Source organism: Streptomyces sp. NPDC040405 (genome assembly GCF_055595765.1).
The window spans coordinates 349,316-362,752 of the sequence record NZ_JBVIVI010000003.1 but is presented as its reverse complement, the minus strand read 5'-3'; the positions used below and the strand labels follow the sequence as shown (position 1 = coordinate 362,752).

The window sequence follows — 13,437 nt, the reverse complement described above, 5'->3', positions numbered from 1 at the left end:
CAGACACACCTCAGAGTGGAGGTAGCGATGCCGAAAGCCTTGGTCCTGGGCTATGTGGGCGTGCTCCTGTTCATGATCGGCGATGGTGTCGAATCCGGCTTCATCGCCCCGTACATGGCCGACCACGGCGCCGCGACGGACGTACGGGCCGGGTACGTCATCACCGTGTACGGCATCGCCGTCATGCTGGCGTCCTGGTTCTCCGGCGCGCTCTGCCAGGTGTGGGGGCCGCGCCGGGTGATGTGGATCGGCCTGGTGATCTGGGCCGTCTTCGACGCCGCGTATCTGCTCTTCGCACTGGGCACGGAGAACTACCCGCTGATGCTGCTCTTCTACGGCATCCGGGGCTTCGGCTACCCGCTCTTCGCGTTCGGCTTCCTCGTCTGGATCACCAACACGGCGCCGAAGGCCCGGCTGGGCACCGCGGTCGGCTGGTTCTACTTCGCCTTCACCGGGGGCCTGCCCACCCTCGGCTCGCTGTGGTCGAGCCTGACCATCCCCTCGTTCGGCCGTCTCGGCACGCTGTGGTCCGCGCTCGCCCTCATCCTCCTCGGCGGTGCCATCGCCCTGGTCGGCGCGCGCCGCAGGCCCGGCGGTGACCGGATGGCGCCGCCGGAGGTCACCACCCGTGAGAGCCTGCTCAACTCCGTCTCCATCGTCTGGACCCATCCGCGCGTCCTGGTGGGCTGCCTGGTCCGGGTCATCAACACGGCGCCCGAGTTCGGCATGCTGGTGTACCTGCCGCGGATCTTCTCCGACGACGTCGGGTTCGGCGAGGACAAGTGGCTTCAGCTGCTGGCGATCATCTACGGCACGAACATCTTCTTCAACCTCATCTTCGGCGTCCTCTCCGACCGCATCGGCTGGCGCACGACCATCGCGGGCTTCGGCGCCCTGGGCTGCGCGATCAGCGTCACGACGCTGTACTTCGTACCGGTGTGGCTCGGTCCGGACTACTTCTGGGTCGCGGTGCTCGCGGGCATGTTCTACGGGGCGACCCTCGCGGGCTTCGTTCCCATCTCGGCACTCATCCCGTCGATGGCCCCGGAGAACAAGGGCGGCTCGATGGCCCTGCTCAACCTGGGCGCGGGCGGCGCGGCCTTCGTCGGCCCGGCGCTCGCCAGCCTCTTCTTCCCCCTGGTCGGCGCGGGCGGCGTCACGATCGTCTTCCTCGCCCTGTACCTGGTGGCCTTCGTGCTGACGCTGCTGCTGAAGCTGCCGGAGGAGCGGGACGGCTCGCCGGTGGCCACCGACGCGGCCCGGAAGGACGCGGCCACGGCCTCGTCGTAGCTCTCCGCCCGGTGGTCCGGCCGTCGTGCGTCCCTGGCCGGAACCTGGTGCTCTTGTTCGCCCCTCCCTCAGGGTGGAAGCGAGCGAACGAGGAGAGCCGTGATGTCCGGACCGCATGGCGAGACCACACTGCCGCAGGTCTTGCTGGACGCCGCCGAGGTGGCTCCCGACCAAGTGCTGGTGCATGTGCGGGGAGACGGTGCCGAGCGGACCGTCACCTACGCTCAGCTGCGGGACGAGGCACTGCGCGTCGCCGGGGGCTACCTCGCGGCCGGTATGGCCCCCGGCACCTGTGTCCCGCTGCTCGCCGACCGCGGTGACGACTTCCAGGCGATGTTCTGGGGCGCGCTGGCGGCAGGGCTCGTCCCGGTGCCGCTCGCGGCCAACGCGCGGCGGGTGCTGCCGGTGTGGGAGCTGCTCGGCCGCCCGCCGGTGGCCGTGGACGGGACCACCGCGGCGCTGCTGGACGAACTCCCCTCCGAACTGCGGCCGTTGCGGCTGGAGACGCTGCGGCAGGGCAGCCCGCCCGGCCGCCTGCCCGTGGCCGCCCCCGGTGACGTGGCCTTCCTGCAGTTCTCGTCGGGCAGCACCGGGGCACCCAAGGGCGTGGAGCTGACGCACGCCTGCGTGCTGGCCAATCTGGCGCAGATCTGTTCCGCCGCCGCCCTCACGTCCGACGATGTGGTGGCGAGCTGGATGCCGTACTTCCACGACATGGGGCTCATCGGCACCCATCTGGCCCCGCTCGCCGCGCGCGCCAAGCAGGTGCGGCTGGAGCCGCTGTCGTTCGCCAAACGCCCCGCGCTGTGGCTGGAGACGGCGGCCCGGCACCGGGCCACGCTCCTGTCCGCGGCCAACTTCGCCCTCGCGCTCGCCGCACGCCGGATTCCCGACGAGGTGTTCGGCCGACTCGACCTGACCGCCGTGCGGTTGGTTCTGGTGGGTGCCGAGCCGATCGCCCCGGCGGTGTGGCGGCGGTTCGCCGCGAAGGCCCGGCCGTCCGGGCTCGACGCCCGGGCCCCGCAACCCGTCTACGGCCTGGCCGAGGCCACCTTGGCGGTCACCTTCCCGCCGCTCGGTGAGGTGGCGGCGCCCCGCGTGCTGGACCGCGCGGCCCTCGGTCGGGGCCGCGCGGTGGACACCGCCCCGGGCCCGGACGCGGTGGAGTTGATGGACGTCGGCCTGCCGGTGTCGGGATGCGAGGTGCGCGTCGCGGACGACACGGGCCGCCCCCTGGGCGACCGGCGGGTCGGCCACGTCCACGTACGCGGCCCCCAGGTGGCGCGCGGCTACCGGGATGCCCCCGAGGCGACCGCCGCCACGTTCGCCGACGGCTGGCTGCACACCGGCGACCTGGGCTTCGTGGACGACGGCCGGTTGTGCGTGACCGGCCGCCACAAGGACGTGGTGTTCGTCAACGGCAGCACCTTCCACGCCCCGGACCTGGAGGAGGTGGCGGCCGCCACTCCCGGCCTGCCCACCCCGCTGGCCGCGGTGATCGGCTCGACCGGCCCGCCCGACGGCACCGAGCGGGTGGTCGTCTTCGTACGCTGGCCCAGGCCACCGGGGGAGGCGGCGGCGGTGCTCGCCCGGGTGGCGGCCCGGGTACGACGGGCCCTGGCGCACGACGACGTACGGGTGCTGCCGCTGCCACCGGGGGCGTTCCCCCGGACGACGAGCGGCAAGCTGCGTCGGCGCACGATGCGCGAGCGCTACGAGTCCGGAGCGTACGCGGCGGTCGAGACCCGCTGGGCCGCTGCCGTGGTCCCCGCGGCCGGGGTCCCCGCGGGGGCGGGGAGCGCGGCGGCGGGGAGCGCGGCGGCGGGGAGCGCGGGGGCGGCGCGTTCGTGGCGGGAAGTGGCGGGGGTCGTCACGGGGGTCTGGGCTCGGGTCCTGGAGCGGCCCGTGGACGGCATCGGGCCGCACGACCGGTTCCTCGACCTCGGTGGTTCGTCGCTGAAGGCGATGGAGGTGCTGGCCGCGCTGGAGGACACCTTCGGGGTCTCCGTACCGCCCGGTGTGCTGCGCGACCGTGACACGGTCGCCGCGCTCACCGAACACGTGCTGGCGACGCGCGGGGGCGAAGCGCCCGAGCCCGGCCGCCACCGCCCCGCCACAGGTGACTCGGCGGCGATCGCGGTCGTCGCCATGGCCTGCCGCTTTCCCGGGGCCGACACCCCGGACGCCTTCTGGGACCGGCTCGTGGCCGGTCACGACGCCGTCGGACCCGTACCGGCCGCCCGGTGGGACACCCGGCCCGAGGCCACCGCCCGGTGGGGCGCCTTCCTCGCCGACCCGGCCGGTTTCGACGCCGCGTACTTCGGCATGGACGACCAGGAGGCGACCGCGACCGACCCGCAGGCGAGGATCTTCTCGGAACTGGCCCACGAAGCCCTGGAGCGCGCCGGTTACGCGGGCGCCCGGCGGTCGGGCCGCCGCGTCGGCGTGTTCGCCGCGACCGGGGAGAGCGGCTACCGCGATGTGCTGGCCCGGGTCTTCGGCCCGGCGGGCGGGCTGCCGCCCGCCGCGCTGACCGGCAACCTGCCCAACCTCGTCGCCGCCCGGGTGGCGCAGAGCCTGGACCTGACCGGCCCGGCCCTCGCCGTCGACACCGCCTGCTCCTCGGCGCTGGTCGCGCTGCATCTGGCGCGCCGCAGCCTGCAGTCCGGCGAGTGCGATCTCGCCGTCGTCGGCGGGGTCAACCTCGAACTGTCCCCGACCGGTCACCGGCTGCTGGAGCAGGCGGGGGTGCTGTCGCCGACCGGGCGCTGCCGCGCCTTCAGCGCCGCGGCGGACGGTTTCGTCCCCGGGGAGGGCGGCGCGGCGATCGTCCTGGCCCGGCTGGACGACGCGCATCGCGCGGACGACCCGGTCCTGGCCGTGCTGCGCGGCACCGCCGTGAACAACGACGGGCGCTCGCTGAGTCTCCTGGCCCCCAACGCGCTCACCCAGCGGGAGATCATCGTCCAGGCGTACCGGGACGCCGGGGTCGACCCCGACAGCGTGTCCTACGTCGAGGCGCACGGCACCGGGACCGCCCTCGGCGACCCCGTCGAACTGCGCTCCCTGCGCCAGGCGTTCGGGCCGCGCGCGGACGGGCGGCCCCGCCTGCTCGGCTCGGTGAAGACCAACGTCGGCCATCTGCTCAACGCCGCCGCCATGCCGGGCCTGGTCAAGGTGATCCTGGCCCTGGGCCACCGGGAGTTGCCCGCCTCGCTGCACCACGATCCGCCCGCGTCGCTTCCCGAGGGCGGCGCGGAGGGTTTCGCGGTGGTCGGTGAGCATCGTGCGTGGACGGCGCCCGGCCCGCTGGTGGCGGGGATCAACGCCTTCGGGTTCGGTGGCACCAACGCACACGCGATCCTTGAGCAGGCGCCTCCGCGCCCGGCCGATGCCGCACGTGAGAACGGGCCATGTGAGGACGGTCCGCGTGAAGACGCCCCGCGTGAAGACGGTCCGCGTGAAGACGCCCCGCGTGAGGACGGCGGCCCGCAGCTGCTGACCCTCTCGGCGCGCGGCGCCGACGCCCTGGCGGCCGCGGCCCGCGACCTCGCGGCCCATCTGCGCGCCCACCCCGAACTCGACGACGGCGACGTGTGCGCCACCGTCAACACCGCCCGCGACCACGGCCGCCACCGGCTGGCGGTGGTGTCCCGGGGCGACGACCTGGCCGAACGCCTCGAAGCCCACCCCGCTCCCGCCGTGGCCCACGCCCGGCCCCGGCTGGTGTTCCTGCTGCCCGGCCAGGGCACCGTCCGGCCGGGCGCGGGCCGCGCCCTGTACCGGTCCGCGCCCGCGTTCCGCAACGCGCTGGACGAGGCGTCCGCGCTCATCGGCCCGGTGTGCGGGCGCACCCTGGCCCAGTGGTGTCTGGACCCCGATGCCGCGCCCGCCGATCTGGCCCGTACGGAGGTCGCGCAGCCACTGCTCGTCGCGTACGGCGTCGCGCTCGCCCGGCAGTTGCGCGCCTGGGGCGTGAGCCCGGACGCGGTGGCCGGGCACAGCGTCGGCGAGGTCACCGCCGCGTGCGTGGCCGGGGCGCTCACCCTGGCGGAGGCGGTGCGGTTCGCCGCCGAGCGGGGTCGTCTGATGCGTGACCTGGCCGATCCGGGCGCCATGGCCGCCGTACGCTGCGGAGCGGACGCCCTTGCCGCGGTGCTGGCCGAATCCGCGGACGCGCTGTGCGTGGCGGCGGTCAACGCCCCCGATCAGACGGTGATTTCCGGACCCCGGGAAGCCGTCGACCGGGCCGTGGCGCGGCTGGCCGCCGAGGGGATTCCGGCCCGCACCCTCCCGGTGTCCCACGGCTTCCACTCCCCCGCGATGCTCCCGGTGGCCGACCCGCTCGCCACCACGGCCGCCGCCACGCTGGCTCCCCGTCCGCCGTCGGTGCCCCTGCTCAGCACACTGACCGCCCGCTGGCAGCCGCCGCTGGACCCGGCGCACTGGCGCGAACACGCCCTGCGGCCCGTGTGCTTCGGCCCCGCCGTGGCACGTCTGCTGGACGACGGATACGACACGTTCGTGGAGTTGGGGCCCGGCACCACCCTGCCGGGGCCGGTCCGCTCCGTCGCGGCCGGACGCGACGGCGCGGACTTGGCGCCGGACGTGTGCGCACTGGCCACCGCCCCGGGCACGGGCACCGATACCGGGCAGGCGCTGCTGACGGCCCTGGGGCGGATGTGGACACGCGGAGTGGAGGTGGACCACGCGGCACTGGGCGCGGGGCGGGCCCGCGTCACCGTGCCGACGTACCCGTTCCAGCGCCGCCGGTACTGGCCCGAGCCCGTGGCGGCACCGCTGCTGCACCGCCTCACCTGGTGCGATGCGCCTCCGGAGGCGGACGGGGGCACTTCGGAGGCCCCGCGCGCGGTCCTGCTGGCCGGACCGGATTCGGAGCTGGCCCGCGCGCTGGCCCGGCGGCTGGAGCGGCGCGGTGTCGCGGTGCGGAGGGACGGGGACTTCTCCCCCGCCGAGCCGTTCCCACGCGCCACTGTGCTCATCGCCGGACCCGCCGCCGAGTGTGCGGCCGTGGCGGACCTCGACGCCGCGACAAACACCGTACTGTCCACGCTGCGCGGCCTGTTCACCCCGATGAGCCAGGACGGTGCCCGTCTGGTGGCGGTCACCGAGGATGTGCACGCCACCGGCGCCGCCGCCGAACGGCTCCGCCCCGCCCAGGCGTTGCTGACCGGCCTGACGCTCGCGCTCCCCGAGGAGTTCCCGGGTCTCACCGCGCACAGCGTCGACCTGTCCTCGTACGACTCCCTGGACGTACGGCTCGACGCGCTGGAACGGGAGGTGCTCGGGCGGTGCGCACCGGGGGACGGTGGCCCGGTGGTGGCGTGGCGGGCGGGCCACCGCCTGGTCCGTACGCTCGCCCCGGTGGCGGCCGACCCGCCGCCCTCGTCGCCACTGCCGCCCGACGGCACCTACCTGATCACCGGCGGTACGGGCGGGATCGGCGCCGCGCTGGCGCGCGACCTGGCCGGGCGTGGCCGGCCGACGCTCGTTCTGGTGGGCCGGTCGGCCCGTCCGGCGGGCCCTCTGCTGGCCGAACTCGGCGCGCTCGGCGCCACCGCGGAGTACCGCGTGGCGGATGTGTCGGCCGAGGCCGATGTCGAGGCCCTGATGGCCGGTCTGCCGCCGCTGGACGGGGTGTTCCACGCGGCGGGAGTGGCGCGGCCGGGCACGCTGCGGGCCAAGTCTCCGGAGGAGATGGCCGGGGTCATGGCCGCCAAGGTGCGCGGGAGCCAGTTGCTGTCCCGGGCCCTGTGGCGGCACGGCCACCGCCCGGCGGTGTGCGTGGCGTTCTCCTCGGTCGCCGCCGTGCTGCCCGGGCTGGCCGGTGCGCTCGGTGACTACGCCGCGGCCAACGCCTTCCTCGACGCGTTCGCCGCGGCGGAACGGGCCGCCGGGCGGCCGTGGCAGTCGCTGAACTTCGCCGCGTTCGCCGATACGGGGCTGGCCGCCCGGGAGCCGTCCCGGGCCGCCGTCGCGGCCCGCGGCATCGCGCCGCTGACCACGGGCGCGGGGCTGGCGGCGCTGCACACGGCCTGCGGTATGGACACCGCCCAGTTGGTCGTGGCGGAGGTGGTGGCGGAGTCGGCGGCCGGGGTGGCCACGCCACCCGTCGAGGCGTCGGCCACCGTCGGGTCAGCAGCCGGTAGGCCCACCCCCGCCACGTCGGTCCCCGCCACGTCAGCCATGACGGCGTCGGCCTCCGCCACGTCGGCCACCGCCGCCTCGGCTCCTGCCACGCCCGGAACCGACCCGTCCCGCATCGCCGACACCCTGCGCCGCCTCCTGGCCGAGGTCCTGCGCCGGGCGCCCTCCGACGTCGCCGACGACGAACCGTTCCTCTCCATGGGCCTCGACTCGCTCTCCGCCGTGGACCTCGTCCGGCGGCTGGAGTCGGAGTGGGGCCGGACGCTGCCGCCCACCCTGTTCTTCGAGTACCGGACGATCCGCGAGCTGGCCGCTCACCTGTCGGCCGACCCGGTGCGCCCCCAGCCGCTCGTACCCCCGCCGCACCTCGCCGACAGCGGCACGGACGCCTTCGCCGCCGGTGCCCCGCTCCCCCTCACCCCCGTACAGCTCGCCTTTCACACGGGCGGCAGGCTGCACCCCGAGGTGGCCGCGTACGCGTATGTGCGCCAGACCGTCAGCGGTGGTCTGGACACCGAACTGCTCGGCCGGGCACTCGCGTTCCTCGCCGACCGCCACCCGATGCTGCGCCTCAGGATCGAGCCCGGTGGTGCGGCGTCACCCACGCAGCGCGTGGGGCCGCCCGAGCCACACACCACACCGTCCTGGTACGAGGTCCGCGACGCCGACGACGGCAGCCCGCTGGCCGAGCTGGAGGAGGCGCTGTGCAACCGGCCCTTCGACCTCGCCGCCGAGGCACCCGTACGAGCCGTACTGGTGCGCGAACGCGCGGACCTGGCCCATCTGCTGCTCGTCCTGCATCACGCCGCCGCGGACGGATTCAGCCTCAACGTCCTCGGCGAGGAGCTGTGGTCGGTCTACACCGCGCTCGCACACGGCCGTTCCCCCGAACTGCCACCGCTGCGGGCCGGTTTCGCCGACTACGCCACCGCCGTCGAGGCGGAGCGGTCCTCCCCGGAGTCCGCCGAGGACCGCCGGTACTGGCAGGACCGGCTTGCCGACCGCACACACCCCCTGAACCTGCCCTGGGACGGCGACCCCGACGCACCACCCGCGGCGCCGCTCACCGCACATCAGGTGGCCACCGGCCCCGGCCTCACCACCGCGCTGCGCACCTGCGCCGCCGACCACGGCGTCTCGCTGTTCCACCTGCTGCTGGCCGCGTACGCGCGCTGCCTGGCGCGGTGGAGCGGGCGGCGCGACATCGCGGTCAACGTCGCCCGCGCCCGTCGTGAGCTGCGGCTAGCCGGGCTCGACCGGCTGGTCGGCCCGCTCGCCGACACCCTGCCGCTGCTGGCCACCGTCGACCCGGACGAACCGGTGCCCGCCCTGGCACAGCGGCTGCGCGAGAGCTGGCTGGATACCGAGCGGCACGCACGGCTCACCGGCCTCGACATCGCGCAGCTGCTGCCAGCCGCGGGGACACGACCGCGCACCGCCTCCCCGGCGGGGTTCAGCTTCGCCCGCTTCCCCGTCACCGCGGCCCCCGACTGTCCGGTCACGGTACGTCCGGCCGCGGCACGGACCGCCTCCGCCGCCACGCGCCTGGGGCTGCTGTGCTGGGAGAGCGACGGGGCCCTGCACTTCTCGTGGAACTTCCCGGCCCGGCTGTTCACGCCGACCACCGTGGAGCGCCTGGCCCGCGAACACCTCGCCGAACTCACCAAGCTCACCGCGCACACCACTCCCGGGACCGGGCCCGGCGGAATCGTCGCGCGCCTGGGCGCGCGATTCCGGGCGGCCGCCGACCAGGTCGCGGTGGACACCGGCGAGACCACCCTGACGTACGCGGCGCTCGACCGCGCGTCCGCCACCCTCGCCGCCCGCCTGCGCGCCCACGGCGTCACCCCCGGCGATCTGGTCGGCCTGCTCACCGAGCCGGGCGCCGACACCGTCGTCGGTGTGGTCGGCATCCTGCGGGCCGGAGCCGGGTGGGTGCCGCTGGACGCCGCGCATCCGGCCGCGCGCCTGGCCGATCAGCTCCGGCGGACGAGGGCCCGGACCGTGGTGTGCCACGCCGCCACCCGCGCCCTGGCCGAAGCGTTCGAGGAGGTAACGGCGGTCGCCATCGAGGACCCCTCCCCGGTGGCAAACCCGGCGCCCGTCGACCCCGCCCCCAACTCCGACCCCGACGCGATTGCCTACACCATCTTCACCTCGGGCTCCACCGGCCGCCCCAAGGCCGTGCCCATCACCCACCGGGCGATGGTGAACTACCTGGACTGGGCCGTGGACACCTTCGGCTACCGGGCGGGCGACCGGCTCGCCCAGACCGCCTCGGTGTGCTTCGACGCGTCCGTACGCCAGCTGCTGGCGCCGCTCCTGGTCGGGGCCACCGTGCACACGCTGCCGCGCAACCTCGTCCGCGACCCCGAAGCGCTTCTGGACCGGGTCGTACGGGACCGGATCACCGTGTGGAGTTCGGTGCCGACCCTGTGGGAACGGCTGCTGACCGCCGCCGAGACCCGGGTGCGGCGCGGTGGGCCCCGGCCCGATCTGTCGGCGCTGCGCTGGATCCACGTCGGCGGGGAGGCACTGCCCGCCGCGCATGTCCGCCGCTGGTACGACCTGTTCGGGCCCGGCCACCGCATCGCCAACCTGTACGGGCCCACCGAGGCCACCATCAACGCCACCTGCCACCTCATCGAGGCCCGTCCCGGCGACGAGGCGCGCCGACTGCCGATCGGCCGCCCCATCTCCGGCACGGAGGTGGCGGTGGTGGCCGAGGACGGGCGCCGCTGCGCCCCCGGCGAGCCCGGTGAGCTGCTCATCGGCGGCATGGGGCTGACGCCGGGCTACCTCGGCGACCCCGAGCGGACCGCGGCGGCGTTCACCGAGCGCGACGGCACGCGCTGGTACCGCAGCGGCGACCGGGTCCGCCAGCGGCCCGACGGCGTACTGGAGTTCCTCGGGCGTCTTGACGACCAGGTGAAGATCCGCGGCCATCGGGTCGAACCGGGCGAGATCGAGGCGGTGCTGCACACCCACCCGGGCGTCGCGCAGGCCGCCGTACTGCACCGGAACGGCCGCCTGATCGCCTTCGTGGAACCCCTGCCGAGCGGGGCGCGGCCCGAATCGGTGCAGCTCCGTGCCCATCTGCGCGGCACACTGCCGGACTACATGCTCCCGGCCCGTTTCCACTACCTCGATGCGCTGCCCCTCACCGGCACCGGCAAGGTGGACCGCCGCCGCCTCGACGCGGACACCGAAGAGGCGGCGCACGAAGAGGCGGCGCCGGACGAGGCCGCGCCCGCCCCGGCGGAGGCCCCGGGAACCCCGCCCGCCACACCGACCGAACACACCCTGGCCCGCATCTGGTCCGAGGTGCTGGGCGTGGCGCGGGTCGGCCGCGAGGACGACTTCTTCGCGCTCGGCGGCGACTCCATCCTCGTCCTGGAGGTGTTCGCCCGGCTGGAGAAGACACACGAGGTGGCGCCGGGGAACAGCCCCCTGCCCAGGCCGACGGTCATCTACGAGCACAGCACACTCACCGCGCTGGCCACCGCGATCGACGAGACCACCAGCGCCCAACGGGTCCCCGCCTCCCCCGCCGGGGCGGACGTCACGCCGTATCCCCTCACCCCCACCCAGCGCGGGTTCCTGGTCGCGGAGGCCATCGCGCCCGGGACCGGCTCGGCGTGGCTCGCCCGGCTGCGGCTGCGCGGCCCGTTGCGGGCCGAGGTGTTCCAGCGCGCGGTCGACGCGCTCGTCGTCCGTCACCCCATGCTGCGCACCGTCTTCCCCGCCGGTGCCCGCCCGCCGGTCCAGCAGGAACTGCCGCCCGCGCTGCGGCTCCCGGTCGACTTCGAGACCCTGACGTCCCCGGCCCAGCTCGACGAGCGGATCGCCGACGAACGCCGTCGCCGGTTCGAGCCGTGGGCCTGGCCGCTTCTGCGCCTGCGGGTGCTGACCCTCGCCCCCGGCGAGCACACGCTCGTCGTCCATGCCCATCACCTCATCGGCGACGGCTACAGCGCGGCTCTGTTCGGCCGTGAGCTGATCACCGTCTACGACCGGCTCGTCCGTGGCGAGCAGCCCGAACTGCCGCCGCTGCGCAGCACGTTCCGCGATTATGTCGCCCTGCTCCGGCAGTCGGCCCCGGACCCGGCGGCCACTGCCCGGCGCGCGCGCCACGACGCCCCGTACGAGCGGCCCGACCTGCGGCGCGGTGACACAGCCGAGGCGGGGTTCGGGTCGGCGGGGTTCACCCTCGACGCCGCGGTGACGGCAGGGCTGCGCCGCCTCGCCGCCACCGTCCGCGCCACGCCGTACGCCCCCGTCCTGACCGCCTACTACCGGGCGCTGGCGGATCTCACCGGCCGACGGGACCTCGTCCTGGGGCTCGCGGTCACCGGACGTGACCATGCGCTGCCCGACATCAGCCGACTGTTCGGCCCGCTGGCCGCCGCCGTACCGCTGCGCCCGGCCATGGAGCACATGGAGCACGTGGAGCGCACGGAGCAAGAGGACTTCCGCGACGATCTGCGCCGCATCGCCGAGGAGGCCGCCGCCGCGCGGACGTACGCCACCGGTGGCGAGCCGTCCGACGGCCACGGCCTGCCGAGGGCCACGCAGTTCCTCTTCAGCTACCTAGACTTCTCCGCCCTCGGCCGACCCACCGGCGAGTCCCTGACCCTCGACTGGGACGGCCACGACACGGAACTCGCCCCGCCTCCGGTGGGCACCGACGTGTTTCTCGCCGTCCGGCCGGCCGGGGAGGGTCTGCGTGTCACCGTGCGGGCCTCGTCCGCCGCCCTCGGCCCGGCGGCCACGGACGCGTTCGCCCATGCCCTGCGGGACGAGCTGACCGCAGCCGTGGCACCGCGCCCGCGCCCACGCCATACCGTGCGTACCCCTCGTACGGACGCCGCGCTCGTCGGCTACCTGCCCGCGGCCGGACACCTGGCGGCGCTCGCCGGAGTACCGGCCGCGGGGCTGCCCCGCGAACACCTGCGGGCCCTGCTCTTCCCGGACGGCGGTCCCCGCCTGCTGGAGGAGATCAGCACACCGCTGGGCCGCTCGGCGTTCGTCTCGCTGCCGCTGTTCGCCGACGAACTGGCCCCGGGGGACGGGCTCACCGGCCACACCGCCCGCGCCGTCGCCCACGCCGCCTCCCTCGGCGCGCGCTGCGTCTCCCTGGCCGGGATGATCCCCGCGTACACCGGCTACGGATTCGAGGTGGTGCGCGCCATCAGCGGGGCGACGACGGTCACCACCGGCCACGCGGCCACCGCGGTGTCCGTGGTCAAGACCGTCCACGCGGCGCTCGCGGCGACGGGACGCGACCTGGGGGATCTGACCGTCGCCATGGTCGGGCTCGGCTCGATCGGCACCTCGTCCCTCCACCTGCTCCTCAGCGGCGCCCCGCGCCCGCCCGCCCGCCTGGTGCTGTGCGACCTCGCGGGCAGCGCGCCCCGCCTGCGCGCGTTCGCCGCGGAGCTGCGCGCGAGCGGTGCGGCCGGGTCGGTGGAGACGGCCGAGTCCGCCCCGGCCGTGCCCGGCGTGGTGTACGAGGCCGATCTGATCGTCGCGGCCGTCAGCGGTGGTACGGCCGTCCTCGACGTCGACCGGCTGCGCGCCGGAACCGTCGTGGTCGACGACTCCTTCCCGCACTGTTTCGACACCGCACGCGCCCTCGACCGGATGCGCCGAGGACGCGATGTGCTGGCGGTCGGGGGCGGGTTGCTCGCGGTCGGCGACACCGAGCGGCACATCGCCGACGGCCTGCCGCGGGCCGCCGCCTCCGGTTATGCGCAACAGGCGTGGCTGCCGGGCACGGTCGCCTCCTGTCGGCTCGAATCCCTGCTGCACACCGCCGTGTCCGGGCTGCCGCTGGTCCACGGGCTGGTCGACGCCTCCCACGCGCACGCGTACTGGGCGGCGGTCGAGGCGGCCGGGGTGAGCGCGGCGCCGCTTCATCTGCTCGGCCACATGGTCGGCGACGGGGGCTGACACACCGGTGCCCCGGCCGGAACCCAT

The 13,437-nt window shown here is 75.2% G+C and carries 2 protein-coding genes; both read left to right on the top strand.

The genetic code is table 11. From position 1 onward, the window contains the following. Positions 1-27: 27 nt before the first annotated feature. Positions 28-1,290: an MFS transporter gene (locus tag ACZ59A_RS15340; protein ID WP_470958485.1), complete on the top strand. Its 1,263-nt coding sequence runs from the start codon at positions 28-30 to the stop codon at positions 1,288-1,290. A gap of 102 nt (positions 1,291-1,392) precedes the next feature. Further along, entirely contained in the window at positions 1,393-13,410 is a 12,018-nt protein-coding gene (locus ACZ59A_RS15335) for an amino acid adenylation domain-containing protein (RefSeq protein ID WP_470958483.1), read from the top strand. Positions 13,411-13,437: the final 27 nt, after the last annotated feature.